Here is a 22,667-nt window from a genome sequence, read left to right on the forward strand (position 1 = left end):
GATAAAAACGCCATGGAGGTGATGAAATGAAGACTCAAAAGGTCAAAATGCTGGTCTCCATCAGCTCCGCAGACTGGTCCCTCGCCCCGGGGGATCAGGTGGAGTTGGACGCCGAGCTCGCTGCAGCATGGATCGAGTGCGGACACGCCAAAGCCGACGGGAAAGCGGATGAAAAGAAGCTTCCTGAAGGCGTCGAATACCTCGGTTTTGGGCGGTATTTGCACCCGAATGGGATGATTCAGCTCCATTCCAAGCCGAAAGAGGCCCAAAAGCCGGAAACGGAGACAAAGGCCGGTGACAACGATGCTGACGACCCTGGACAAGGTCAAAAAGAAGCTGCAGATCCCGAGTGAGGACGAATCGCAGGATGATCTCCTGCAGCTGATGGTTGAAGCCGCGAGCCAGTCCATTGAAGCGTACTGCAGACGATCTTTCCGCCTGCAGGAGTACACGGAACGGCGGAGCGGGAGCAGTCAGGCCTATCTGGAGCTGAAAAACTACCCGATAATGGATGTTTCCAGCGTTAAGGTAGGCGGAACGCTCGTCACCGATGCGGAAATTCTGCCCGAAAAGGGCATGCTCTTGCGTCCGGGAGGCGTTTGGGCGTCTGGAATCGAGAATGTCGAGGTGACCTATCAAGCGGGATATGTACTGCCGGCTGATGCTGATCATGAAGACAGTGTCACGCTGCCGCGCCCGCTTGAGGTGGCCTGCATTATGTATGCCATGGACCTGTTCAAGGGCTCGACAGCGTTTGAATCCGAGCGTATTGCCGATTACTCGGTGAAATACCAGGTGGCGAAAGAAAGTGGCTCCTTGCCGCCTCATATTCAAGCGCTCATCTCGCCTTATGTTGGGAGGTGGGCGGTGTAATGGGCCCCGGCATGCTGCCGCAGCGCTGCACCATCTGGCGCTCGCTGCCACAGAAAGACGAATACAACACGCCTCTAAATGGGGAAGACGATTACCAGGCGGTCAACTCCTACGCCTGCCGCCTGTCGCGAAAAAGTATCCAGGCGACGCGAGGGGAGCCTGATACGGCCATTACCGAAGTGTACATGCTCTATATGCCTGCAGCAGCAAACGTACAGGCCGGCGACTTGGTCAAAGTCAACGGTGCTGGGGAGTACCGGGCGGGCGAGCCGTATCGGCCCAACAATCACCACACAGAGGTTCAGGTGGAGCGGGAGGGTTCCGCATGAGTTTCAAAATTGAAGGTCTCGACCAACTTTCCAAGGCACTGGGGCATGCGGCTCGAGACAAAAAGCGTTACAACCAGCTGCGCTATGATGTCGGGAAGAAGCATCTGCAGAATTGTGCGGCCGAGGTACCGGTAAGCTCTGGTCGCCTCCGGGCATCCTTTAAGCGTGAGCTCTACAAGGGACAAAAGGAATGGATTCTCTTCGTCGATCCCGGCGAGACGATCGAGGTCGGTACCAAGGTCTGGTACGCTCGCATGGTTGAAGATGGCCACAAGCTGGTAAAAGTGACGCGCAAGAAGATGAAGAACGGCCGGATTCGGAGAACCAAGAAGAATCTCGGCTTTGTCCCCGGTACTCATTTCTTCAAGCGGGCGTTGGAGAAGACGAACCGAGACATTCCTGAAATGGTCGACGACTTCATCCGGGAGATCGGGAAGGAGGCGGGCTTCGATGTTTCGTAGCAGCCTGGACGCCATAAGGCGCCTCCTGAAGGACACGATTCCCGAGGTCACGACCACATACGTCAACACGGTTCCGGACGGCTTTAAACAGCCGTCTTTTTTCGTGCAATTGGCGACCCATTCGGGCGAGTTTTTGAACCTAAATTACCGGCAGCAGCGGATGACCTGGCAGATCGTCTACTTCCCCAAACTCGCCCGCGGGCAAGAACCGGACGCATTCGATCAAATCGACGTTTCGGACCGCCTTATGACGGCATTGCAGGAATCACCTGCATTGAAAGCCCCTGATGGTGCTGTCTACACGATCGCAAGCATCGACGGCGGGCCAAGGGACGAAGAAGTCTATATCACCGTTGTCCTGGAGGGTCAGGCCAACCGGCAGCTGCCGGAGTACGACACCATGCAAGAGGTCCACTTGGACCAAGAAGGAGGATGACCAATGGCACTCGGTTTGCCTAATGTAAATATCGTGTTCAAATCCATTGCCACCGCAGCGATTCAGCAGGGCGGCGCGGGCGTGTTGGCGATTGTACTCAAGGACACGTCCGTCTCGGCAGGCGTCGTTGAGTACAAGCTGCGCCCAGGCGATGAAATTCCGGCCGGACTGACGGTGGTCAACAAAAACCATATCGCTCTAGCAATGATCGGCACGCCTGCAATGGTGAAGGTCGTCGTAATACCATCGACCGCGTCGGACTATTCCGCTGCGTACAACTATCTGGAAACCATCCCTTGGAACGTCGGAACTGTCCCCGGGATCGCCACTGGAGATGTGTCCGCAGCGGCTACATGGGCGAAGGGCATGTGGGACGCTAAGGATCGGAAGATCATGTTCGTGCTGCCGAACCATGCCGGTGACCACCCGGCTATCGTGAATTTTGCTACCGACAACATCTATGTTGGTGCCACCAACTACACGACGACCAATTTCCTGGCCCGGATTGCCGGCCTGCTCGCCGGCCTATCGCTCACCGTGGCCCCAACCTATCAGGTGCTGCCAGATGTGACGGATGTGCCGAAGCTTACGAAAACCGAGGCCAATACAGCCATTGCCGCCGGCAAGTTGGTCCTGATCAATGACGGCGAAAAGGTCAAGATTGCTCGAGGGGTAACGTCCCTTACGACGCTGGCCGATCCGTTTGGTGCCGATTGGCAAAAGATCAAACTGGTCCGGGTGTTCAATAAGACATACACGGACATCAAGCAAACGATCGAGGACAACTATATCGGCAAGGTCTCCAACTCGTACACCAATAAGCTTCTGCTGCTCAATGCCATTAATGCGTACTACGGGGAATTGGAGCTCCAGGGCATTCTGGATCCTGGGCTTAGCCGGGCAGACATCAATATAGCCGCCCAACGGGCATTCCTCAAGACGATCCATGGAGCTGACGTGGTAGCACTCCTGACGGATCAGGAAGTGAAAGAAGAAAACACTCGCGACAAGGTGTTCATTGGCGGCCCGCTGCGAGCACTCGACGCCATTGAGGACTTCGATATGCAAATTTACCTCTAGGAGGGAATGAACCATGCCAGCAGGCTTTAATGGCGAAAGGATTATCAGCGGTACGGGTGGCGAACTCTGGATCGATGGCGACTATGTCGCTGAGGTCAAAGCATTCCAAGCCAAGCTTGAGTTCAACAAAGAGGATGTGCAGTTGGCGGGGAATATGGGCGTCGATTCGAAATTCATGGGCTATAAAGGAAATGGCAGTGTCAGGCTGCACAAGGTTAACTCGCGGATGATTAAGAAGTACAGTGCCGCCATCCAAAAAGGCATTCTGCCTAGAGCGACCATCCTGAGCTCGTTGAATGATCCAGCAGCATTCGGGGCCGAAAGGGTTACTGTCTCGGATGCCAGTTTCAACGACCTCACCTTGGCCGACTGGGAAGCCGGCGTTAAAGGTGAGACGGAAGCGCCATTCACATTCACAAAATGGGAAACCAATGATCTTATTACGGGCGGAGGAATTTAAATGTCTACACTCGATTTGCTGCTGAAAATTGACCGAACCAAAGTGGTCAGGCCAACAAAGAAGGTCGAACTTCCGCGGCTCTCTGCACTCGCCGGCGAGGCTGTCATTTTCACGCTGCAGGCGCTCACCTATGAAGAACAGGAGGAAATTTCTGAAATCTCCGCCAGTGACGGCGAAATTGACCAAGGTTCTATCCGTGCGCATACAGTCATCAAGGGATTGCTTGATCCTTCGCTGAAGTCTAGTGAGCTCTTGAAGCATCAGGGAGTAGCGACACCGAAAGAGCTGCTGCTTCAGACAAACTTCCTCCTTCCAGGCGAACTTTTTCAGCTTTACTCGGAAATCTCTGATCTTTCTGGGTTTGGCGAAGATGCGGTGACTGAAGTAAAAAACGGATAGAGTCGGATGGGCACACCGGGATGCTTTATTATTACTGGTCCCGGCGTGGCATTCGACCGAGCGAAATATATAACATGCCGCCCGGGGAGCAGTTGCTCATCCGGGCTTTTTACGAGTATGAGCGGGAAGAGCGGGGACGCCTTGAAAAAGGTTCCGCCTGGCCGGTGTACCCAGTAATGTGAGGTGAGTAGAGGTGGCGCGACTTACATCGGTTATCAGCCTGCGGGACAATTACTCCGCTGTCATGCAGCGGGTCAAGAAAAATACCGATTCGTTTAACCGATCCGTTCAGACGGTAAAGAAGCAGCTGGATGCCGAAGCCAAAAAACAACGGCAGATTAGGATTAATAATTCACCAGCCATGAAGGCAATCAAGGCGGTGGAACAGCGGACCAAGGCTATCCGTAACGCTGCGGTAGTGGTGACGGCTCATGCACAGCGCTTCAGTGCCCAGATCAAGCCGGCGGTCAACACTCTCAAGTGGATGACTAAAGCGCCTTTCAAGGTTTCAGTTAGAGCCGTGGATATGGCTTCAACAGGGCTCCGCGGATTGACGAGCATCGTAGGGATGCTCAGCAAGCCGTTACTGATCGGGGGAGGAATCGTTGCTGCGGGCGGAATCGCGTTAATCAAAAAGAGCCTCGAAGGCGCCTCTATGCTGGAGCGGCAGATGATTTCTATGACGCACTTCCTTGGCGTCAATAACCCCAAGCAGGGGAAATCATGGGCCGGCGAGGAAGCGCAACGATTCATCGCTGATCTCCGGAAAAATGCGGACATCACCCCGTTCGATACGGACGAGGTCATTTCCACCGGCACAAGGGCCCTCGGTATAGCTGGGGGCAAAACCAAGCCAGCTATGAGCCTTCTGAGGCTTGCTGAGGATATGACGGCTCTTACCCCTGGCAAGACTCCTAGCGACTCTATCGAAGCCCTTGCTGACCTAGCGACGGGCGAGACGGAGCGGATGAAGGAGTTTGGATTTAAAATCAGCCAAGCGCAAATTAAGGCTTCTGGCGGCGATTGGTCCAAGCTCAAAAATGGATCGGGAATCGGACTGACGCAGATGTTCCGCGGCGGCGCCGATAAACTCGGGCAATCTGCCTATGGCCTATGGTCGACGGTTACAGGCACAATGAGCTCCGGCGTAACCAATATGGGCACACGAACACTCGAATACCTGAAGCCAGAACTCAAGCGATGGGCCGATTATCTGAGTGGTGGCGGCGCCACAAAAATGTTCGATGCCGGCAGCAAGATGATGGCTTCGTTGGCGAAGGGTGTTGTCGAGAAGGGGAAGTTGGCCTGGGCTTATATAGAGAAAACATTTGTCAATAATACCGAGTTCCAAGAAATGTCTTTTTCGGCCAAGATAGATTTTGCTTTTGGAAAGCTACGTGAGCAATTCAACGGTTGGTACGAAAAGGAAGGTAAAAGTGTTTTGGTCGAGGTCGGTACAAAAATAGGTGATGTCATAGGAGCGGCACTAGCCAATTCTCAGCCTATTATTGATACGGCAAAAACTCTTGGTATGAACGCTGGTAAAGGAATTATTGATGGACTTGCTAGAGGGATCTGGGACAATCTCGAGGTTGTCGGCCCTGCTGCGGGGGCATTGGCCTTAAGAGTATCTGGACCTTTCGGAGCCGCAGTAGGTACAGTTTCGACCGCTGTGAATGGATGGAAGGAAATGCTTAGTTCCTGGAAGGATTCTTTGACGAACGGGGCTGCTGGATGGTTTGGATTCAGGCCAACGGCCAACGCCTGGGGGAAAGCTCGAGTTCCATACGACAACTATCCGACCTTGCTGCATCAAGGAGAGCAAGTCCTTACAGCCCAGGAAGCGAACCAGCGGAAGAGCGGCGGAGGCGGTCAATCAATCACAGTCAACATCCATAACCCAGTGGTAAGAGATGAATCCGACTTCCAGCGACTTGCCCAAATGCTTAGACAAGCCATTGAGCAGGTCAGTTTGAATGGAGGAGCAGTAAATGCCGATTGATGTAGTTTTGTCTTATAACAACGGCACGGAGACACTACGGCTACCGGTGCCGCCAACGTCATATGACCTGCAAACCGGAATGGCTCATAGCACAGTAAACGTCCACAACCTTGGTGAGGTATTGGTAATGGGCAAGCGGAAGCTAAATAGCATCACACTAGAAAGCTATTTCCCCATTCAAGACGATGGCTTGTGCGTTTATAAGGACTTCCCGCCGCCGGTCACTTTCGTCAACACCCTCAACCGTTGGAAGGAGAGCGGCAAGCCTCTGCGCCTGCTCATCACGGCGAGGGGGCTCAGCCTCAATCAAGTAATGGCAATTGAGGAATTCGCCTACGGTCATCGTCCGGGACCGCTGGACGTCTATTTTACATTGACGTTACGAGAATACCGCTTTGTCACTGCCCAGCAGGCCGCGTCAGCCCCAGCGATAACTGCCTCGGCGAATAGCGCCAGTGCGGCACGCACATCGACCAAAACACCGCCGAAGACATACACCGTCAAAAAAGGCGATACCGGATTTTTGATTGCCAAGAGGGTCTACGGCGACGGCAGCCGTTGGCCGGAAATCAAAAAGAAGAACGGGATTACAGATGACCGTAAGTTACAGATCGGGCAGGTGTTGAAAATATGATCTCCCTTAAGCACGTTTCCAGAGCCGGGGTGAAGACGGACCTTTCCGGTCTCTTCCTCCGGCTCTCCTGGTCCGGAGACAAGTCAACGGCTGCCCGATCGGTGACTTTCTCTGTCTTGTTTGCACCGAATGACAAAAACATTCCGAAGGTGCCTATGGAGCTCGGGGAGATGATCTTCGTCTACGATGACGACGGCAAGGAGATTTTCCGAGGGTACCTCTTCAAGATGTCGAAGTCGCTCTCAGGCAGCAGCATCGAGTACACAGCCTATGACGGGCTTAGGTATCTGACGCAGTCCAAGGTCAACCGAATATTCAAAGCGGCGACGGCGGCTTCGGTGGCACGAACAGTCTGCGCTGAAATCGGCGTGCCAGTCGGATACCTGGAGGATGCCGGAGGGAACCAGCGCTTCACGGCCCTCAACAGGAGTGCATATGAGGCCGTCATGATCGGCTACACCGGTGCTTCTAAGACGACAGGGCATAAATACATCCCCCGCATGTCAGCAGGCCGGCTAAGCGTCATCCGCAAGGGCGCCAGAACAGCGGCAGTTATGCTGACGGCTGATACCAATCTCACGGAGGCTTCGTACACCGAGAGCATTGAGGACGCTGTGACGGCTGTCAAAATCGTTGACAAGAACGACAACTATGTTGGCGAGGTCACGGCAGCGGATAATTTGAAGCGATACGGCCGGCTCCAAGAGATTTATCAACAAGAAGAAAAAAAGGACCCCTACACTCCTGCTCGTGCCATGCTGAAAGGGGCGGAAAGGACGGCGAACGTTACTGTTTTTGGCAATGGGCAGGTCGATCTCATTACAGGCAATGCCGTCAGAATTCAGGACCAACTCACCGGCTTGGTGGGTCTTTTTTACGTGGACAGCGACGAGCATGTCTGGGAAAACGGCATGCAAACGATCACGCTCACGGTCAATTTTCAAAATCTCATGGATGAGCAGGAAGGGGGAGAGGTGGACAGTGGATCCAGCAAAGCGAGCAGTAGCGGCGCCGGGAGTACGGGATATAGCCTGGATAACTTCGTATATCCGTGAGGTCGCAAAGCAGGAAGCGGAGCGGACCGGTGCGTCTCTCGGGATCGTGACCAGCGCATGGCCGTCCCCAATCACCGTATTTTCCTTCGATCTCACACTGGAGGCTGATGACCTCTATATCCCGCCAAACTGGACGCATCAGAACGGCGAGCAAGTCGTGCTTCAGCCGGTCGGAGGGCGTTGGGCAGTGACGAGGGTGGTGCCTGCAGATGGCTGATAGCCCATTCCCTTTTATCGATGGCATTTCGGAGGAAGCAACCGGAACGGCCATCGACCAGACGGCTCAAGCAGATTTGCCGATCTGGCGGGAATATGCCTGGGACTTTTCGACGAATGATTTTGTTCTTGTCGACGGAAACCCTGTCCGTCTGGAAGGGCTGCCGGCGCTTGAAATCTGGATGTACAAAACCATGCGGACCGAACGTTTCCGCTATCTTGCCTACAGCTGGGAGTATGGGCACGAGCTCGATAGCCTTCTCGGTCAGCGCAGCGCGCCGGATAAGTCCGAAGCGGAGAGGTTCATCCGGGAAGCCTTGAGCAGCCCTTACGTTTTGGCGTTCTCTGATTTTGAAATCGAACAGTCGGATGACGTTCTTAACCTAAGCTTTACTGCAGAAACGGTCTATGGGGAGGTAAGGATAGATGGCTACAGATTATGAGACGCTCTTAGCCCGCATGCTTGGCAATACGACGAGCGGCGTAGCAAAAGGTGAGGGAACATTCACCTATGACGCCCTCGCGCCGGTAGCTCTCGAAGTGGCCCAGGCCTACGAGGAGATTGAACGGATCAAACGAGTCAGGGCAGGTAGTGCAGAGGACGCATCAGAAGAGGAAGTCGACATGATCGCAGCTGAGCAGGGCGTAACCAGGAAGCCATCGGTCAAATCTGAAGGTAATGTCCGGATCAATGGCCCCTCTGGTACTGCGATCACAGCTGGCGCCACCGTTTCCACCCAAAGCGGCACGGTCTTTGACATTCAAGGGACGGGAGCCACGATTCCTGTTTCCGGAGTCTTGTCTCTTAACGTCATAGCTCGAATCGCTGGGACATCCGGCAACGTGCCGGCCGGATCAATTACGCAATGCTCTATCCCAGGGGTCACAGTGACCAATCTCGAAGAAACTCGTGGTGGCGCAGATGTGGAGAGCAAAGAAGCGCTGCTGGCCAGAGCGATCGAAAAGCGTGACCAGCCGGCTGTCAGCGGCAATCCTGCCCAATACAAGCAGCTTGCCAAGACCGTTCCGGGAATTGCCGATGCCAGGGTATTTCGCGCTTGGGCTGGAGGGGGGACGGTAAAGGTCGTTCTGATCTCGGCAGAAAAGCGGACACCAGGCGCATCTGCAGTTGCTGCAGCGGATGCCCTCATTCAGTCGATGGCAACGGTGAACGCGGTCGTCACGGTAGTCGGGGTATCCGAAGTGCTGATCGATGTGTCTGCCAAGCTGATTCTTGCGAATGGCGGAACGTTGGCCGAGGCGATTCCTCAAGTAAAGGATGCCACCGCCTCTTACCTCAAGGACTTGGCTTATGATGAAACGGTTGTCCGGATGAATCGGATCGGAGAAGCGATTCTATCGGCTGATAGCGTCTCTGACTATGAATACGGCACATTGATGATTAACGGAACGACAGGAAACCTTCAGCTGCAGCAAGACCAAGTGCCTGTAATGGGTGCCATTAATCTAACTATATGAGGTGATCAAGCATGGCAGGTAAAACAGATTGGCTTGAAAATCAACTGTTGAATCACGTATTGCGCGGTACCGTATACACGCCGCCATCCGCCCTGTACATCGGTCTGTTTACGAGCGATCCGACCGATGCAGCCACTGGAACCGAGGTTTCTGGGGGATCTTACGCCCGCCAGGCGGTTACATTCACTTCAGCTACAACCGGGTCTGTCAGCAACTTTGCAGACGTCCTATTCCCGGTAGCGACGGCTGCGTGGGGCACGATAACTCATTTCGGTATTTTTGACGCTGCGACCGCCGGCAAACTGCTGTATTACGGGACAGTCACGCCTACACAGTCCATCAGCACTTCCAACCAACTGAAACTCAGCGCTGGGACCATCATCGTTACAGAGGATTGAGGTGCTGATCAATGGCCGTCTATGAAGTCAGCGGCAGTATTTCATGCGCATCAAGTGCAAGTGCTGCAACGGCTCTAATTGTTACCGTCTCTGGTACTTCCTTAGGGGCAGGATCCTTGAATGACGTTTCTCCGGTAGTGATTATGATCTCAGCAGGTTCTTCTAATGGTTCAGCTTCGGCAACAGCAGAGATTTTGAACATCTTGACGTTTACCGGTGAGTCGAGAGGGAGCGCAGCCGTCTCTTCTCCAACCACTTCCCGTTACATCATCATGTCGGGAAAGTCGGCGGGAAGTGCCGAAGTTGAAACGTTCGTATCTGATCGAGATGTTTCAGAAGCCATTAGGGGTTATGTTCCGGATTTCTTGCGAGGTTCGAGCCTTTTTTCTAAGGCTCAGGTGATTCAGTCGGTGGAGATGATCCGGCTGCTGGCCAAGATTGAGCAATTGCGAAGGGACATGTTTGCTGGTCAAAGGCAGACCCCTGAACCGATCACTTCGGATGTATTCAAGACTGTGGTCAATCGGTTTCACGGCAGCCTGGTGACACAATCTCCGGCAGATTACAAAGTCACCACCACTATTTTGAGCGTTCGTGGGGTACCGGAAGACATTGTCGAGATGGATGAAGTCGTGGGCAGCACGTTGCCCGCTCACCTTGACTATGAAATCATTCCAACATTCCTTCCTTGGGACGAAATCGAAGAAGTTTCTCTTACGTGGAATCAGGTTGAGCAAATCCCTTCATGGGATCAACTTGAGACCACGTTTTTAATTCCAGTCGAGGAGGTGCTTAGAAGAAATGGCATCACTTAAAACGCCACGGATGGGGATGGACGACTGGATCGGGACCGATAGTCCGAAACGGGCGGAGATTAGCGGCAACTTCAACAAAGTGGATACAGAATTTGCGGATCGCGAGATGAATATCAAGTGGTTCAAGACTTACGCGGGCGTCGATTACACCAAGGCCATCAACGATGCCATCACTTTTCTGTATGACAATTACGGAGGCGGCGCCGTCTTCATTCCTCCAGATGTTCAGTTCCAGGCCACCCAGGTAAGGCTGAAGACAAAAATCACATTGCGCGGCGTGGGGAAGCGAAGTCGAATTATCCAGGCGCCGAACAGCAATGTGGATTTTATTGTCTTCGATAACACATCGGTAGAGCACACAACGCTTCGAGACTTGTTCATTCACGGCAACAAGGACAACCAAAATGGCGCAGGCGGGAACGCTATCTTTTACGACAACACGGACGGGAAATTCTCGTTTTATGACACCCTTCACACCATCGAGAACGTCATCATCTACATCCCCAAGAAGTCAGGTATTGCAACGACGGCAAACGTTCGCGAGCTCAATGCGAAACGGGTATTTGTCACTGGTGCCGATATGTATGGATTCGATCTTGCGGGAACGGATTCTATCTACGAGGGATGTACGACCGGAGCGGCAGGTATGTCGGGGTTCCGAATTGCGAGCCCGAATTCTCGATTCTCGGCCTGCAAGGCGTACGGTTCTGGCCGGCTGGCGTTGGCGGGGAATACCTACGGATTCATGATCAGACAGCCGCGCATCTCGTTAACGGCCTGCGAAGCCCAGGACAACGCCGGGCACGGTTTCTTGATTCTTGGAACCAAAGAGGTGACATTGTCCGGATGCATCGCAGATTCAAACGGACGTAACGGCGGCGGGAATGGCGTCAGACTGGACAGCAGCTCTAACTGTAACATTGACGTAACCACAATGAACCGCGAGACAGGAGTTTTCCCGCAGCGATACGGCGTCGAATTCGCCGGGACGTCCGGGAACAACACAGTTAAGCTGATTTCCAGCAACAATGCAAACGGCCATATTGTCGAAAGTAGTACGTCAAATGGGAATTCTATCACTGTTAACGGGCAGAACGGTGTACAGACCATCGACTACTCATCCATTGTCACTCCAGACCCTTACAACGGCGGGACGATCACGATCAGCCTGACCAATAACCTGACGATGGTTGAACCGATCCGCGCACACAAAGGAATGAAGATGAAGTTCATCTTGAAGCAGGACAGCGTCGGGGGACGGAACGTATACTTCCAATCCTTCTACAAGCGGAACTGGACTCCTGACACAGGACCGAACAAAATCAACACCATCGAATTCCAGTTCGACGGAACGTACTGGGTCCAAAGCGGCGTCACGATCGGATTGACATAAGGAGGGAAAAAGCATGAGCAGGCCATCACTGAAGGTCTACAACAAGCAGACGGTAACGAACATTCCGACAAGGGTGCATCACGAGACATTCACGATCATCTATGAAAACAAGGATACTCAAACGGTCGACGTCACGGTTGGATTTTTCGATGAAAACGAGGTCAATGTTGGCGGCAAAAGGTATGTCATCACGGGGAATTATTACGCCCTCCTGATGGCGGCTAATCCTCCATATTCGCCGAATAAGCAGAAGAATGAATACCGCGAAGCAGACCTGTTCTACATTATTGATCTCATGGATTCGGAAGAGGAACAAGGGCAAATTATCCCTCAATAGAGAGAGAAGGTGAGCCGGGGTGGATGAAACCCAACTGGATGCCACAGAGAGGATTGCGCAGATGGCTGAGAAATATGGCCTCTCGTTGATTCTCATGCTTATTTTGCTAGGGGTTGTCCTTGCCTTCTTGTGGATGTTGACAAGCGGCCGCCTGGTTCCGCGCTCTTTGCTCGATAAAGCAGAGGAGGACCGGGACCGTCTGCAGGATATTTTGGACAACGAACGTGCCGGCATGATGGGCCCTCTCCTTGATGTGGTTAAATCATATAAAAAGGACGAGGGCAAAGGAGGATAACCGACATGCTCAAAAAGCTGCTGGAGCTCCTCCCCACATTCCGGGCAATGTCGAGCAATCTCGATGAAGCGTCTGAAAGAGTCAGCCTAAGTATTAAAAGTTACCGGAATGCTTCGAGGGAGCTGCAAGAAGAAATCGCGAAGAATGGATTTGCACGATATCTTATTCACGACAAGGGAGAGTGAGCCATGCTCCTCCATATCATTGATGTGGCTTTGTTGATCGTTTACACGGTCATAATCACCATGGCAACCTACATCATCGCCGCACATCGAAAATATTTCCATGAGCGGTTCCGCACAGGCGTGGTCAGCGCATTTATGCTGGCGATGCTCTTTTTTTTGGCCGCCTATGACATTAAGATGCTCGTCGCCATCTGGATCCGCGCCAGCCAAGTCTTCGGCTTTCGCACGCCAGGCGTTGAGCTGGCGCAACTGCTCTGCTGGCTGATTGCTACATCCGGCACGGCTGTCGGCTTGCTGCTGCTCGCCTATCAGACCAAGACCAAGAAATATGACCTGTACCTGTTCCTTCGGAGGATGGGGAGAAAGGATGATTCGAAATGAGTATTCAACCCGCAATCGATGCAGTCGTCCAGTCCATTATCGGCCTTCTGGCCGCCGCTGTGGTCGCATGGGTAGCAATGACGCGTAAGCGCGTGGAGGCGTGGCTGGATGCCCGCACGACCGAGCAGCAGCGTGCTGTGCTGCACAAAATGGCCGCCGAGGCCGTTGCTTATGTCGAGGCAACGGCTGACAGCCCTGGAGCACGAGACAAGTTCCTGGAGGCGCGACAGTACCTACAGGATAACCTGCCGGCTCCAATCGTCGATGCGCTCAAGGACAAGGAGATTCAGGCGGCGATCGAAAAGGCATTGTACGAGCTCAAGGCGGGCATCGTCACCCCGCAGGTTGGGGTGCAACATGGACAGTAATAAATATCAGATCGAGCGGCGTTACATCAATAAGCGCCCCAACGTCAGGCCAGGCATCCGGCTAGTCACCGGAAGCCCGGCCTTTTTAGTTGCCCACGATACCGGGAACCCCGGAGCTTCCGCCGAAAACCATTTTTCCTATTTCAATACGCAGACGGACCGATCGGCGTCGGCACAGGTCTTCATCGACGACAAACGCATCCTTGAAATCCTCCCCGCCGGCACCGGTCCGGATCCGGCGGAGCAGGCTTTTCACGTCATCCGCAATGTAACCACGGACAACGAGCTGTTTGGCTACGATGCTAACCATGCCGCCCTGGGGATTGAACTATGCTACGGCGGTACGATTAATTTCGCCGCTGCCTACGCTCGCCTTGTCTGGTATTTCGCGATGTGCTGTACTAAATGGAATAAGACGCCATCGACTCACATCGTCAGCCATAAGCAGCTGGACCCGGCCCGAAAGTCGGACATCGACCAGGCACTTGCGACTGGCGGCAAGACACTCGGCGACCTGATCCGAGACGTGACGACCGAGATGACGATACAGGTCCGGCCGGTGCCGGCGGCGGCCAAACTACCGGCAGACGTCTGCGACCACGTCATCATCTCCTATATCCAGCCAGCGCGGCACGCGGCGCTACAGCAGGGGCTGCGCGAGGAGGCTGGACACTTCGAGCGTCTGGCGGCCAACGTTCGCGCCGCGTCGGCCGGATCCGGACTGCCCAAGAGCAATGCGCAGGAAATCATCTACAACTGGCTCTCCCCTGCATGGCACAAGGCCAAGGCTGACGGACGAGACCCCGGTCGGTACAATCAAATGGCAAATGCCCTTAGGACGTGCGCCGGAATCCCCCTTGAATAAAAGCAAATCCCCCACCAGCCACGAAGGCTAGTGGGGGATTTTTTTTGCATCTAAAAGGAATCTTTTGGCGTATCTCGAATACCGTCTGATGGGGGTGATGAACACGGTTATGGAAAAGGACGACATTAGAACAGATGCACAGAAAGCTCTTGACGATGAAAAGAGCGGAAAATCTGGAGCCATTTTGCTAGGAGTAGTGTTTTTCCTGGTACTCGTCTTTGTTATAAGTCAACTAATCAACACATCGACATCGAACGGAGATAACGTTAAATCAATTTCATCAGCTGCAGGGAAACTCGGATTTGAGATTAGTTCTGTGCAGACCAAACAGGAGCTTAACGGTGGCTTATTTGACAAGAAGGAAACAAATGAGCAATTTCTTGTTCTGAAATTATCGATATCAAACCGTGATATCCGAGCTCGTGACTTAAGTCCGACTTTGTTTACGCTGCAAGATGAAGACGGTAGGAAATATGAATTTGTCAGCATGGCTAGTGATAAATATCTCAAATCTGAAACAGTTAATCCTGGAATCACCAGAACCGGATTACTTGCCTTCGAAATTCCTAAAGGCGTCAAAGGTTTAAAGCTAAAAGCCAAGAGCGGCATTTTACTTGCTGGAGGGGAAAGTGCTTTTATTGACTTGGCCCCTCTTTTATCCGACAAATGACCTCCTTCGAAGGAGGTCATTTTTTATGCCCAGAAATCTTTACTGCTGACAAATCGTCCGGATAACTTCCGTGCTGCCTCGACAAGAATCTTTTGCACTGCCTTCTTAGGGACATAATCCAGATCGTTGCAGGCTCTTGATATGGTATTCCGAGTAAGTCCACTTTCCTCGCTGATTCTTTCCTGCAAAACCCCGATCTTGTCTAAATACTCGCCGAATGCGGTTCTTTCTTTCCCCAACCCAGCCATTATGTCACCCTCCGAAATGTTTCTTCGGTCTTAGGATGGCCGAGTCTACCAAAAAAGATACATGCTCTTTCCCAAACTTGCGAAACTTAACCAAGCCATCCCCATAGGCTAGTGACATATCAAGTAGCGCTACTAGTGACCCTACAAACTCGGTTTCAAAACCGACTAGGGCCACCAGTAGCGCCAGAAGGGGATGACAGCATGAGTATCATTGGCATCGACGCCGGCGGCAGCGCGGTTAAGCTGTACGACGGTCGGCAGTTCAAACAGTTCCCCTCCCCCATCGGTTATGACTGGCGGGAACGAAATCTTCAGCAAACCCACGGTGAGCATGACTTCGAATGGGAATACGGTGGGCAGCGCGGTTTTGCTGGGACTCTGGCGATGTATGAAAGCGAGTTGGCGGAAAGCACCAAGGGCGATTCGAAGGCACATCCGGATGCTCGCCTGCGCGTCCTGATCGCACTTCACCAGTATGCACCTGGATCGGAGCATCAGATCGTCGTGGGGCAGCCCATCCGAACGCATACGCCGGAGCAAAAGCTTCAGATCAAGGAGATGCTGCAGGGCCGGCACGAGATCACCATCAACGGGGAGCGGCGCGTCATTGTCATCCGCCGATGCGAAGTGGCGGCCGAAGGAGTGGCAGCAGGACTCCTTGTTCCAAGCCTCGGCATCGTGCGGGTGATTGATATCGGGAGCGGCACGGTCAACCTCGGCACGCTGCAGGACCGGCGCTTCGTGGATCGAGCGAGCGATACGCTTGTGAACGGTATGGAGACGTTGCGGAATCCGGACCCAGTTGCTTTTGCACGAGCAATCATTGCACATGCAATCCGCTTGAAGTGGAAAAGCGACGACGTCGTCGTATTATGCGGCGGTGGAGCTGAAGCATTGCTACCCGACATCAGGATGCATTTCACGTCCGCGCAGCTGCTCAAGCCCGGCATGAATCTCTATGCAAACGTCGAGGCGTTCCATCTGATAGCAAAGGGGCTGTATGGAGGTGTCCAGTAGACGTATTGAAAAAATCCCTGTCTACTTCAGCCAGGACGATCCCGATCAGGTCGCTCTTTTCAAATGGGTGCAGACGAAGAAAAACCGCTCGGGCTACCTCAAGCGGCTGATTCAGCGGGATATGGATGCTTCATCCCCACAAGTGGGGACGTTCCCACTCTTAGTTTCAACGACGTCGTTGAATTCTCCGACGTCGGCGAGTTTGAGCTTTGATGCTGCGGGGTTTGTCTGAATCCTACCGTCGCTCTGCAAGGTATTCCCATCATGGCAAGACCTTTCGCAACTTGTTGCGAAAACGAGGAGGATTAAATATGAAGACGATCATCAATGGCAAGGATCCGGCGGAGCTGGCGGCAGAGGAGCAGAGGCGCATGGAGATCATCGAGGACTTTTGGGCGATCATTATCAGCCCGGGGCGGGCGGTCGTGTGGCTGCTAAGGAGCGTCCGGAAATAGAAAAACCGCCTGGGGCAGAATCCGGCTAGGGCGCTGCGGGCGGTTTACCCTCAGCATATGCGGCAGGATCAAAGAAGATGCCAGTACATCACGATTTGCGAGGAGGATATTTTATGGCGACATTAGCCATGCGGCCGACCGGCTACCGAATCGACCTGCGCCCGGCTGCTGCGGTTGCTCTGCCGGAGCCGACAAGGCACATGCTTATGGAGCGGCTGCAGGCCGGCGCAAAGATCGTTGTGGAGCATGTCGAACGGCACAAGCTTATCTACCGTGTCGGTGCGGTTACCATTATGGTGCTGCTCGGCGCCGGCGGATTGGACCAAGTCTTCGCGGCCAGCGACGCCTCCGGGCTCGGTCTGGATGTTGGCGCTCAGAAGCTCTACCACAAGCTCATCAGCATTGGAAAGTGGGTCATCATCATTAAAGGGGCCTTCGACACGATTCAGGCGACGGTGCAAGGTGACTTTGTGCAAGCACGAAAGTCCGGGCTCGCTTACCTCATGGTCTATGCGATCCTACTTGGGCTACCCTGGGCGTTTGGGCAAGTCGAGCTTCTCTTCGAGGGGATGTGAGCAGCATGCCGATGAAATTTCGCGTCAGTTCCGAATACGGCGTCCTCGAGGAGATCCGCGGCGGCCGGGAGCACCATGGTGTCGATCTGGCAATGCCGCAGGGGACGGAGCTGCACAGTATCACGTCCGGCACCGTGGAGCGGGTCGTCAATCATGGGGCCGACAACATCGGCCGCGGCGTCATTATCCGGACAGATAGCGGCGAGCTGCACGTATACGGCCACATGGACAGCGTCGCGGTGCATGCCGGCGAGCGGGTATTCCCCGGCGAGCTCCTTGGCATGAGCGGCAACACCGGGCACAGCAGCGGTCCGCATCTCCACTTTGGGCTGATAAAGGACGGCGGCTTTGCTGATCCGACTGGCCTGATCCCTGACCTGCAGCGTTACAGCGGCGAGATTGCCGGACCGTCCATCCTCGGCATCAAGGGGCCGGCGGGCTGGGTGGCCGACAAGGTCGTGGATCATGCGGCGGAGCATGTTGCGCACGGCGCTCGGGACCATATCCTCCATTGGCTTGCTGAGGCTGGCGGGGTACTTGTGGATCTCAGCTACGGCATCGGCCTGATCGGCTGCAGCGTGCTCATCATCCTTGGAGCGCTCGGCATGCGAGATGGCTACCGCTGGTCGGGGCTGGTCTTCGGGGCTTACTCTCTTATCCGACTGCTCGGAGGAGGGTTGAGTCGATGAAAGGCATTCCATTTACACAGCTGTTGCAGGTAGTCCGGCCGGAGTACGCCTTTCTGCGCATCAAGCCCAACAACGCCGTACGCAACCAAGGTACGCACAGGATCGCCCGCGCCATCGCCGCGCTTTACAAGGGCGCTCTGGCCAACATCAAAGCGGAGGAGCAGCGCGTCATCAAGGTGCTAGGCCGGGAGTTTGTCGTCGGCACGCGGTACAGCTGGACGCTGCCTGCAAAGGTTTCCTACTTCGTTTACATGGAGCAGAAAAAGGTCGAGTTCTACTTCATCGTCCCTCGGCCTCATCTCAGCTATCTACGCGAGAAGATGTCGGACGTCTGGGGGCAGGTGACGATCGAGGAGGTGAAGGAGCTGCCGGCATTCGGCGAGGGAGCTACACGCTACGAACTGATTTATGAGAAGGAAGATGCCTTGAGCCTTGCCGTCGATCGGCGGAGCAATGACCTGCTCAATTCCAATCTCAACGCCGTGGAGCTGCTGGAGGAGGGCGACCGGCTCGGAGTCTTCTACAACTTCCTGCCGGGCTCGCAGTTGTCCTGGCGTCATCTCTACAAGGCCACGATCGACAAGGTCAACCGCCGGCTGCCGGTAGAGCGCAACAAGATCGGATCGTGGTATCTGGCAAAGTACCTGCTCGCGGCCGGCAACGTCATCTTTAAGGAGATCGCGGAGGCGCTCGGCAGCGGGCACAAGACGTCCGGAGCATCCGGGGGTGGCGACTATATGGACTCGCTGCTCGACAGGCTCAATGGAGCGCGTAGAGTGTCGGAGAGCACGGCAAAGAAGGCCGCCGCGACCGTCATCGATACGCAGATTATCGTGATGGCAGAGAGCGTGGATGGCATGAGGCAGCGCAACGCTGCCCGGAGCCTTGCACAGTCCTTCGACACGGTCTCCGAGGACAACCGCCTGCAGTACCGCCCATACCGCCGGCAACTCGACATGACGGCCAGGGACATCCGCGCCGGGCGCAACAAGATAGGAGACGAGGAGGCGCAGTCCTTCATCGCCCTGGCCGGCCGCGACGTGCTGGAGCGCTACAACTTCATCGAGCGTGTAGAGACGCATGAGACGGAGGTGCCGGACGATCTCAAGCAAGGCGTCATGTGTATCGGCACCAACACCTACAGAGGCCATGACCAGGCTGCCTATTTATCGACCGATCGGGAGTATCAAAACCTGACGACCGTCCTGATCGGGCCGACGCGGGCCGGCAAGTCGACGCTGATCGGCAACCTGAGCCGGGACGCCATCGCTGCCGGGGAGTGCGTCATCATATTTGACTTCGTCGGGCAGTGTGAGCTTAGTCGAGAGGTGGCGGCGGCGATCCCGCCAGGCAAGACACTCATAATTGACTGCGCGGATCCTCGCCGGCTGCAGGGCATCGGCTATAACGAGGTAGGCAAGAGTGCAGATCCCTTTGAATCCTATGACGGCGCTAAGAAACAGACGACCCAGCTGCTGACGCTGGTCAACAGTATCAACGCGGAGGAAACCAAACTTTCGGCCAAGATGCAGCGATATCTAGTTAGCGCGGCCCTGGTGGCCTTTATCAGCGGCGGCAGCGTCCGGGACGTATTTGACTGCCTGCAGGATCACGAGACGAGGGAGCGCCTCATCAAAGCCGTGCCTGTGGCGCAGCGGGAGAACCTGCGCAAGTACATCCGATCGCTCGGCGAGCTGGACGACCGCGACAAGGGCGGCGTAATCACAGGCACCAAGGAGACGTATGTCGTCGGCATCATCGATCGCCTCAATCAGCTGGAGCAAAACGCATATATGGAAAGGATGCTCGACAAGGGGACCGCGGGGAACGTCGATTTGGTCGCGGAGATGCAAAAGAACCAGCTGATCTGCATCCGCATGCCGTCCGACATGTTTGGAACCGACAGCGAGCGGGACGTCTATACGACCTATTGGAGCACCAAGATATGGCTCGCTCTCCAGATGCGGAGCAAGCGGCTAGGGGGCGACCGGGCAAAGATGCTCAAGGTCAACCTGATCGTCGACGAGCTCTATCAGGTGCAGCATACGGAGCAGTTCATGCGCAGCAAGCTTTCCCAGTACGCCAAGTTTGGGCTCAAGCCGATCATCAGTGCCCACTACCTCAACCAAATCCGGCACATCCGGGATGAGCTGCGATCCGCCAATGCAAGCTACATGATTATATCGGGTGCTGACAAGAAGAACTTCGACGAGCTCAAGAGCGAGCTGTACCCGTACCAGGAAGAAGACCTGCTGAAGCTGCCGCGGTTCCACTCTCTCAACCTGATCAAAAATCAGGAAGGTTATGGTAGATTCATAACGCGACTTCCAAAACCAGTCCGCCCTCAATAAGCGGACTTTTTGCAATTGACTGTGAGTCTCAATCGAGACTATATTTAATGTATAAATAATGTCTCGTTCGAGACTTATAGGAAGGGAGAGGGAAATGAATAAAGGACCATTGTATCAAGTGCTGACTGCGGCTGAAGCAGCTGAGGTTTTGAACGTCACTCGACGTCAGATCGCAAGGCTTTGCAATCAAGGTAAGCTACAGCATAGAGACGCCCCAGGCGGGTTGCTGGTTTTAAAGAGCAGCATCGAGAGATATGCATCAAGGCGACGGACAGGAAAAGTAGATGACGAGGGCGAGGATGAAGGCTCATGATAGAAGCCGTTGCAGAGTTCTTGGGGTTCATGTTCTTCGGGTCAATTGAAGGATTCGCATTAATTGCATTGGTACTTGCCTTGTACCGTTTTAAGATTTCCGAATCATACTGGCCCGTTGGCATCACGGTATTCCTCATGACACTCCAGAGCTTTCTGCTACGGGAGGAACTTCAAATTGCTGTCCTTGTCCCAATCGTCAATGCAATTTTCATATCCTTGATGCTGACCATTTTTCTCAAAGTTCCAGCTCACTGGGCTCTATTCGTTTCATTAGCCGGGTACGTAGGGTACATCATTTTTCAGATTGTAATTTCAACGGCCTCATTCGGTGTCTTTTCTCAAGCTGCGGTCGAGGAAAGTTTGTTCAAGGGATACTTACTACAACTACTCACGGCTGCCCCCGTATATTACATTTCCAGGTATCTTTACTCAAGGGGCTTAGGCTTTTCGTTTGACTTCGATGAGAAGCGCTTAAAACATGAAGGAACGGTAATTGTAATCTCAGTCATAATTGTCCTAGTGTCTTTTGGGTTTGTTCTGTATAGTCGAGATCGCTTTCTAATGCTCGTTGTCTTGTTAGCAGCTATGGCGTTTTTCTTATACTATTCGATTATAAGGGAGCGAAAAGAATGAACGAACCCCTAGCATATAAAATCGCCGTTGCGTGGAAAGCTCTGATTCCTGACCACCCCATTTCTGTTCCTGTTTTAAAATTTTCAATCGAAATCTTTCTGAACCTCACCCCTATTATAATAACTACTCTATTGCTATCCCTACTAACGGGACAGACCTCAGAAGTTATAGCCGTTATGATCGGCTTTGGGATACTTCGACAGCTATCAGGTGGATTCCATTTTAAATCAAGCTTACAATGTTTCATCGTTTCAACCATTGGAATAACGATTTGTTCTTTAGTGAGTTTTCAAAATGAAGCTGCAATTATAAGCATTACGCTGTTAAATATTGTCCTTTTCGCTTTGTTTGCTCCTTCAAATATTGAAGGCCAGAGCCGGATTAAAAAGAGATACTATCCATTGCTCAAATTTTTATCTATAATCGTAATTGTAAGCTCATTGTTTACAAATTCATCAGAGATTGTAACTGCTTTTTTTATTCAGGGGTTGTCATTAATAAGGCTTAGAAGGAAGGAGGAGATTGTATGAAAAAAGCACTCGTGAAGGTTGCCTATCCGGCTGCGTCGCTATTTTCTTTGGTCGCGCTGATGTTCGTTTCGACAGCAAGTGTGTGGTTCGTTCATCAGGGTGATACCCCTGAAGAACTTCTCCGATAGGAGGCCGCCGCTATGATTTGTGATTCCACCCTATCCATAGCCGATAAGCCTGATCCTACAATGATGTTTAATGTAGATTTGCCTTTGATCCAATTCGTCTACTACGACCGGACAAAGGACGGGATTTGGGTTTACAATACTGTCCAAGACGGATTTCTTCCTGGGGCTCTCAAGTTTTGGATGAACATGATTGAGTCAACAGGCTTTACTGGACTTTTTGATGTCGATCGCAACTTGAGAGTCAATCCTGGGCATGTCACCTTGATGGACCAGAAGTATGCCAAGGCGTTTTTCGGGGACGACCACAGCAAGGAATGCTCCATGTCGGATCGAGGCTTCAAACTCCTCCACAACTTCATGGGCGAAAACGCGATTGATTTTAAGTTCAATCCAAATCCAAAGATAAGGGCAGCTCACTAATGTGAGCTGCCCTTATCTCGTCATTAACATATTTGATAGGTCGATGTCTGTCGAAACTTGAAGGCATTTTAAGAAAATTCAGCGGGACGAGTATAGATTTACTCTTTGTCCCAAATGTTGGATAATTCTATTGTAAAGATGCCGATGAGTTGAACGAAACGCAGACATCCTCTAT

General features: G+C 53.3%; 35 protein-coding genes. 34 read left to right on the forward strand and 1 reads right to left on the reverse strand.

The window, feature by feature from the left end; genetic code table 11:
- Positions 1-26 precede the first annotated feature (26 nt).
- The 23 genes from CIC07_RS08245 to CIC07_RS08355 all read left to right on the forward strand — a co-directional run bounded on the left by CIC07_RS08245 (position 27) and on the right by CIC07_RS08355 (position 15,131).
- On the forward strand, positions 27-353 hold the full coding sequence (locus CIC07_RS08245; RefSeq protein WP_094247950.1) for a hypothetical protein: 327 nt from the start codon (positions 27-29) through the stop codon (positions 351-353).
- Complete coding sequence (locus tag CIC07_RS08250; protein WP_094247951.1) at positions 304-873, forward strand: head-tail connector protein; 570 nt, start codon at positions 304-306, stop codon at positions 871-873. The genes CIC07_RS08245 and CIC07_RS08250 overlap by 50 nt, the downstream gene beginning before the upstream one ends.
- The gene (locus tag CIC07_RS08255) at positions 873-1,202 is read left to right on the forward strand and encodes a DUF3599 family protein (protein WP_094247952.1); all 330 of its coding nucleotides are present in this window, start codon (positions 873-875) and stop codon (positions 1,200-1,202) included. The genes CIC07_RS08250 and CIC07_RS08255 overlap by 1 nt, the downstream gene beginning before the upstream one ends.
- The gene (locus CIC07_RS08260; protein ID WP_094247953.1) at positions 1,199-1,663 is read left to right on the forward strand and encodes an HK97 gp10 family phage protein; all 465 of its coding nucleotides are present in this window, start codon (positions 1,199-1,201) and stop codon (positions 1,661-1,663) included. Before CIC07_RS08255 ends, CIC07_RS08260 begins: the two co-directional genes overlap by 4 nt.
- Complete coding sequence (locus CIC07_RS08265) at positions 1,653-2,099, forward strand: phage tail terminator family protein (RefSeq protein WP_094247954.1); 447 nt, start codon at positions 1,653-1,655, stop codon at positions 2,097-2,099. The genes CIC07_RS08260 and CIC07_RS08265 overlap by 11 nt, the downstream gene beginning before the upstream one ends.
- 3 nt (positions 2,100-2,102) lie before the next feature.
- The gene (locus tag CIC07_RS08270) at positions 2,103-3,179 is read left to right on the forward strand and encodes a phage tail sheath subtilisin-like domain-containing protein (RefSeq protein ID WP_094247955.1); all 1,077 of its coding nucleotides are present in this window, start codon (positions 2,103-2,105) and stop codon (positions 3,177-3,179) included.
- Positions 3,180-3,192: 13 nt separating this feature from the next.
- Positions 3,193-3,639: a phage tail tube protein gene (locus CIC07_RS08275; protein ID WP_048744846.1), complete on the forward strand. Its 447-nt coding sequence runs from the start codon at positions 3,193-3,195 to the stop codon at positions 3,637-3,639.
- Positions 3,640-4,038, forward strand: coding sequence for a phage tail assembly chaperone (locus tag CIC07_RS08280; RefSeq protein WP_094247956.1), 399 nt, complete (start codon positions 3,640-3,642; stop codon positions 4,036-4,038).
- A gap of 193 nt (positions 4,039-4,231) precedes the next feature.
- A complete protein-coding gene (locus CIC07_RS08285) occupies positions 4,232-6,040 on the forward strand; it encodes a hypothetical protein (protein WP_094247957.1) in 1,809 nt (602 codons plus the stop codon).
- Complete coding sequence (locus CIC07_RS08290) at positions 6,030-6,674, forward strand: LysM peptidoglycan-binding domain-containing protein (protein ID WP_094247958.1); 645 nt, start codon at positions 6,030-6,032, stop codon at positions 6,672-6,674. Before CIC07_RS08285 ends, CIC07_RS08290 begins: the two co-directional genes overlap by 11 nt.
- Positions 6,671-7,729 carry an XkdQ/YqbQ family protein gene (locus tag CIC07_RS08295; protein ID WP_094247959.1) on the forward strand — a complete coding sequence of 353 codons (1,059 nt, stop codon included), beginning with the start codon at positions 6,671-6,673 and terminating at the stop codon, positions 7,727-7,729. Before CIC07_RS08290 ends, CIC07_RS08295 begins: the two co-directional genes overlap by 4 nt.
- A gap of 209 nt (positions 7,730-7,938) precedes the next feature.
- Positions 7,939-8,388, forward strand: coding sequence for a DUF2634 domain-containing protein (locus tag CIC07_RS08300; protein WP_094247960.1), 450 nt, complete (start codon positions 7,939-7,941; stop codon positions 8,386-8,388).
- The gene (locus CIC07_RS08305; RefSeq protein ID WP_094247961.1) at positions 8,372-9,424 is read left to right on the forward strand and encodes a baseplate J/gp47 family protein; all 1,053 of its coding nucleotides are present in this window, start codon (positions 8,372-8,374) and stop codon (positions 9,422-9,424) included. Before CIC07_RS08300 ends, CIC07_RS08305 begins: the two co-directional genes overlap by 17 nt.
- Before the next feature lie 11 nt (positions 9,425-9,435).
- The gene (locus CIC07_RS08310; protein ID WP_094247962.1) at positions 9,436-9,822 is read left to right on the forward strand and encodes a phage tail fiber protein; all 387 of its coding nucleotides are present in this window, start codon (positions 9,436-9,438) and stop codon (positions 9,820-9,822) included.
- 11 nt (positions 9,823-9,833) lie between these two features.
- Positions 9,834-10,637, forward strand: a complete 804-nt coding sequence (locus CIC07_RS08315) for a hypothetical protein (protein WP_157741875.1) — start codon at positions 9,834-9,836, stop codon at positions 10,635-10,637.
- Positions 10,624-12,030 (forward strand): right-handed parallel beta-helix repeat-containing protein, encoded by a 1,407-nt coding sequence (locus CIC07_RS08320; protein ID WP_094247964.1) that lies wholly within the window; start codon positions 10,624-10,626, stop codon positions 12,028-12,030. The genes CIC07_RS08315 and CIC07_RS08320 overlap by 14 nt, the downstream gene beginning before the upstream one ends.
- Before the next feature lie 13 nt (positions 12,031-12,043).
- A complete protein-coding gene (locus CIC07_RS08325) occupies positions 12,044-12,367 on the forward strand; it encodes a hypothetical protein (protein WP_094247965.1) in 324 nt (107 codons plus the stop codon).
- Positions 12,368-12,386: 19 nt separating this feature from the next.
- Positions 12,387-12,662 (forward strand): hypothetical protein, encoded by a 276-nt coding sequence (locus tag CIC07_RS08330; RefSeq protein ID WP_094247966.1) that lies wholly within the window; start codon positions 12,387-12,389, stop codon positions 12,660-12,662.
- A gap of 5 nt (positions 12,663-12,667) precedes the next feature.
- Positions 12,668-12,847, forward strand: a complete 180-nt coding sequence (locus tag CIC07_RS08335; RefSeq protein ID WP_021877617.1) for a hypothetical protein — start codon at positions 12,668-12,670, stop codon at positions 12,845-12,847.
- Between the two features lie 3 nt (positions 12,848-12,850).
- Positions 12,851-13,228, forward strand: a complete 378-nt coding sequence (locus CIC07_RS08340; protein ID WP_094247967.1) for a hypothetical protein — start codon at positions 12,851-12,853, stop codon at positions 13,226-13,228.
- The gene (locus CIC07_RS08345; RefSeq protein ID WP_094247968.1) at positions 13,225-13,596 is read left to right on the forward strand and encodes a phage holin; all 372 of its coding nucleotides are present in this window, start codon (positions 13,225-13,227) and stop codon (positions 13,594-13,596) included. Before CIC07_RS08340 ends, CIC07_RS08345 begins: the two co-directional genes overlap by 4 nt.
- On the forward strand, positions 13,586-14,461 hold the full coding sequence (locus CIC07_RS08350; RefSeq protein ID WP_094247969.1) for a peptidoglycan recognition protein family protein: 876 nt from the start codon (positions 13,586-13,588) through the stop codon (positions 14,459-14,461). Before CIC07_RS08345 ends, CIC07_RS08350 begins: the two co-directional genes overlap by 11 nt.
- Positions 14,462-14,570: 109 nt before the next feature.
- The gene (locus CIC07_RS08355; RefSeq protein WP_157741876.1) at positions 14,571-15,131 is read left to right on the forward strand and encodes a DUF4352 domain-containing protein; all 561 of its coding nucleotides are present in this window, start codon (positions 14,571-14,573) and stop codon (positions 15,129-15,131) included.
- Positions 15,132-15,154: 23 nt separating this feature from the next.
- Here CIC07_RS08355 and CIC07_RS08360 read toward each other — a convergent pair whose 3' ends face one another.
- Positions 15,155-15,379, reverse strand: a complete 225-nt coding sequence (locus CIC07_RS08360) for a helix-turn-helix domain-containing protein (protein ID WP_094247971.1) — start codon at positions 15,377-15,379, stop codon at positions 15,155-15,157.
- Between the two features lie 201 nt (positions 15,380-15,580).
- Between CIC07_RS08360 and CIC07_RS08365 the strand changes: the two genes are divergently transcribed.
- From CIC07_RS08365 to CIC07_RS08415, 11 genes are all read left to right on the forward strand, one after another.
- Positions 15,581-16,396, forward strand: a complete 816-nt coding sequence (locus tag CIC07_RS08365) for a ParM/StbA family protein (protein WP_094247972.1) — start codon at positions 15,581-15,583, stop codon at positions 16,394-16,396.
- A complete protein-coding gene (locus tag CIC07_RS08370; RefSeq protein WP_157741877.1) occupies positions 16,386-16,628 on the forward strand; it encodes a hypothetical protein in 243 nt (80 codons plus the stop codon). Before CIC07_RS08365 ends, CIC07_RS08370 begins: the two co-directional genes overlap by 11 nt.
- A gap of 79 nt (positions 16,629-16,707) precedes the next feature.
- A complete protein-coding gene (locus CIC07_RS08375) occupies positions 16,708-16,851 on the forward strand; it encodes a hypothetical protein (RefSeq protein WP_157741878.1) in 144 nt (47 codons plus the stop codon).
- 113 nt (positions 16,852-16,964) lie between these two features.
- Positions 16,965-17,426, forward strand: coding sequence for a hypothetical protein (locus CIC07_RS08380; protein ID WP_094247974.1), 462 nt, complete (start codon positions 16,965-16,967; stop codon positions 17,424-17,426).
- A gap of 5 nt (positions 17,427-17,431) precedes the next feature.
- The gene (locus tag CIC07_RS08385) at positions 17,432-18,115 is read left to right on the forward strand and encodes a M23 family metallopeptidase (RefSeq protein WP_094247975.1); all 684 of its coding nucleotides are present in this window, start codon (positions 17,432-17,434) and stop codon (positions 18,113-18,115) included.
- A complete protein-coding gene (locus CIC07_RS08390) occupies positions 18,112-20,466 on the forward strand; it encodes a type IV secretory system conjugative DNA transfer family protein (protein WP_094247976.1) in 2,355 nt (784 codons plus the stop codon). Before CIC07_RS08385 ends, CIC07_RS08390 begins: the two co-directional genes overlap by 4 nt.
- Positions 20,467-20,560: 94 nt before the next feature.
- Complete coding sequence (locus CIC07_RS25825) at positions 20,561-20,779, forward strand: helix-turn-helix domain-containing protein (RefSeq protein WP_157741879.1); 219 nt, start codon at positions 20,561-20,563, stop codon at positions 20,777-20,779.
- Positions 20,776-21,414 carry a hypothetical protein gene (locus CIC07_RS08400; protein ID WP_094247978.1) on the forward strand — a complete coding sequence of 213 codons (639 nt, stop codon included), beginning with the start codon at positions 20,776-20,778 and terminating at the stop codon, positions 21,412-21,414. Before CIC07_RS25825 ends, CIC07_RS08400 begins: the two co-directional genes overlap by 4 nt.
- Entirely contained in the window at positions 21,411-21,944 is a 534-nt protein-coding gene (locus tag CIC07_RS08405; RefSeq protein WP_094247979.1) for an accessory gene regulator B family protein, read from the forward strand. The genes CIC07_RS08400 and CIC07_RS08405 overlap by 4 nt, the downstream gene beginning before the upstream one ends.
- Positions 21,941-22,072, forward strand: coding sequence for a cyclic lactone autoinducer peptide (locus CIC07_RS08410; RefSeq protein WP_094247980.1), 132 nt, complete (start codon positions 21,941-21,943; stop codon positions 22,070-22,072). The genes CIC07_RS08405 and CIC07_RS08410 overlap by 4 nt, the downstream gene beginning before the upstream one ends.
- 12 nt (positions 22,073-22,084) lie before the next feature.
- A complete protein-coding gene (locus tag CIC07_RS08415) occupies positions 22,085-22,492 on the forward strand; it encodes a hypothetical protein (protein ID WP_094247981.1) in 408 nt (135 codons plus the stop codon).
- The last annotated feature ends 175 nt before the right edge of the window (positions 22,493-22,667 follow it).

This window comes from Paenibacillus sp. RUD330 (assembly GCF_002243345.2).
Classification (GTDB): Bacteria; Bacillota; Bacilli; order Paenibacillales; family Paenibacillaceae; genus Paenibacillus_O.

Excerpts from the sequence above, each read along its gene's own strand:
- CIC07_RS08345 (WP_094247968.1), top strand. The coding sequence starts at position 13,225 with ATGAGTATTCAACCCGCAATCGATGCAGTCGTCCAGTCCATTATCGGC.
- CIC07_RS25825 (WP_157741879.1), top strand. The coding sequence starts at position 20,561 with ATGAATAAAGGACCATTGTATCAAGTGCTGACTGCGGCTGAAGCAGCT.
- CIC07_RS08310 (WP_094247962.1), top strand. The coding sequence starts at position 9,436 with ATGGCAGGTAAAACAGATTGGCTTGAAAATCAACTGTTGAATCACGTA.
- CIC07_RS08390 (WP_094247976.1), top strand. The coding sequence starts at position 18,112 with ATGAAAGGCATTCCATTTACACAGCTGTTGCAGGTAGTCCGGCCGGAG.
- CIC07_RS08340 (WP_094247967.1), top strand. The coding sequence starts at position 12,851 with ATGCTCCTCCATATCATTGATGTGGCTTTGTTGATCGTTTACACGGTC.
- CIC07_RS08320 (WP_094247964.1), top strand. The coding sequence starts at position 10,624 with ATGGCATCACTTAAAACGCCACGGATGGGGATGGACGACTGGATCGGG.
- CIC07_RS08265 (WP_094247954.1), top strand. The coding sequence starts at position 1,653 with ATGTTTCGTAGCAGCCTGGACGCCATAAGGCGCCTCCTGAAGGACACG.
- CIC07_RS08405 (WP_094247979.1), top strand. The coding sequence starts at position 21,411 with ATGAACGAACCCCTAGCATATAAAATCGCCGTTGCGTGGAAAGCTCTG.
- CIC07_RS08350 (WP_094247969.1), top strand. The coding sequence starts at position 13,586 with ATGGACAGTAATAAATATCAGATCGAGCGGCGTTACATCAATAAGCGC.
- CIC07_RS08410 (WP_094247980.1), top strand. The coding sequence starts at position 21,941 with ATGAAAAAAGCACTCGTGAAGGTTGCCTATCCGGCTGCGTCGCTATTT.
- CIC07_RS08335 (WP_021877617.1), top strand. The coding sequence starts at position 12,668 with ATGCTCAAAAAGCTGCTGGAGCTCCTCCCCACATTCCGGGCAATGTCG.
- CIC07_RS08245 (WP_094247950.1), top strand. The coding sequence starts at position 27 with ATGAAGACTCAAAAGGTCAAAATGCTGGTCTCCATCAGCTCCGCAGAC.
- CIC07_RS08355 (WP_157741876.1), top strand. The coding sequence starts at position 14,571 with ATGGAAAAGGACGACATTAGAACAGATGCACAGAAAGCTCTTGACGAT.
- CIC07_RS08415 (WP_094247981.1), top strand. The coding sequence starts at position 22,085 with ATGATTTGTGATTCCACCCTATCCATAGCCGATAAGCCTGATCCTACA.
- CIC07_RS08270 (WP_094247955.1), top strand. The coding sequence starts at position 2,103 with ATGGCACTCGGTTTGCCTAATGTAAATATCGTGTTCAAATCCATTGCC.
- CIC07_RS08305 (WP_094247961.1), top strand. The coding sequence starts at position 8,372 with ATGGCTACAGATTATGAGACGCTCTTAGCCCGCATGCTTGGCAATACG.
- CIC07_RS08290 (WP_094247958.1), top strand. The coding sequence starts at position 6,030 with ATGCCGATTGATGTAGTTTTGTCTTATAACAACGGCACGGAGACACTA.
- CIC07_RS08315 (WP_157741875.1), top strand. The coding sequence starts at position 9,834 with ATGGCCGTCTATGAAGTCAGCGGCAGTATTTCATGCGCATCAAGTGCA.
- CIC07_RS08360 (WP_094247971.1), bottom strand. The coding sequence starts at position 15,379 with ATGGCTGGGTTGGGGAAAGAAAGAACCGCATTCGGCGAGTATTTAGAC.
- CIC07_RS08295 (WP_094247959.1), top strand. The coding sequence starts at position 6,671 with ATGATCTCCCTTAAGCACGTTTCCAGAGCCGGGGTGAAGACGGACCTT.
- CIC07_RS08280 (WP_094247956.1), top strand. The coding sequence starts at position 3,640 with ATGTCTACACTCGATTTGCTGCTGAAAATTGACCGAACCAAAGTGGTC.
- CIC07_RS08400 (WP_094247978.1), top strand. The coding sequence starts at position 20,776 with ATGATAGAAGCCGTTGCAGAGTTCTTGGGGTTCATGTTCTTCGGGTCA.
- CIC07_RS08250 (WP_094247951.1), top strand. The coding sequence starts at position 304 with ATGCTGACGACCCTGGACAAGGTCAAAAAGAAGCTGCAGATCCCGAGT.
- CIC07_RS08260 (WP_094247953.1), top strand. The coding sequence starts at position 1,199 with ATGAGTTTCAAAATTGAAGGTCTCGACCAACTTTCCAAGGCACTGGGG.
- CIC07_RS08380 (WP_094247974.1), top strand. The coding sequence starts at position 16,965 with ATGGCGACATTAGCCATGCGGCCGACCGGCTACCGAATCGACCTGCGC.
- CIC07_RS08365 (WP_094247972.1), top strand. The coding sequence starts at position 15,581 with ATGAGTATCATTGGCATCGACGCCGGCGGCAGCGCGGTTAAGCTGTAC.
- CIC07_RS08275 (WP_048744846.1), top strand. The coding sequence starts at position 3,193 with ATGCCAGCAGGCTTTAATGGCGAAAGGATTATCAGCGGTACGGGTGGC.
- CIC07_RS08325 (WP_094247965.1), top strand. The coding sequence starts at position 12,044 with ATGAGCAGGCCATCACTGAAGGTCTACAACAAGCAGACGGTAACGAAC.
- CIC07_RS08300 (WP_094247960.1), top strand. The coding sequence starts at position 7,939 with ATGGCTGATAGCCCATTCCCTTTTATCGATGGCATTTCGGAGGAAGCA.
- CIC07_RS08375 (WP_157741878.1), top strand. The coding sequence starts at position 16,708 with ATGAAGACGATCATCAATGGCAAGGATCCGGCGGAGCTGGCGGCAGAG.
- CIC07_RS08385 (WP_094247975.1), top strand. The coding sequence starts at position 17,432 with ATGCCGATGAAATTTCGCGTCAGTTCCGAATACGGCGTCCTCGAGGAG.
- CIC07_RS08255 (WP_094247952.1), top strand. The coding sequence starts at position 873 with ATGGGCCCCGGCATGCTGCCGCAGCGCTGCACCATCTGGCGCTCGCTG.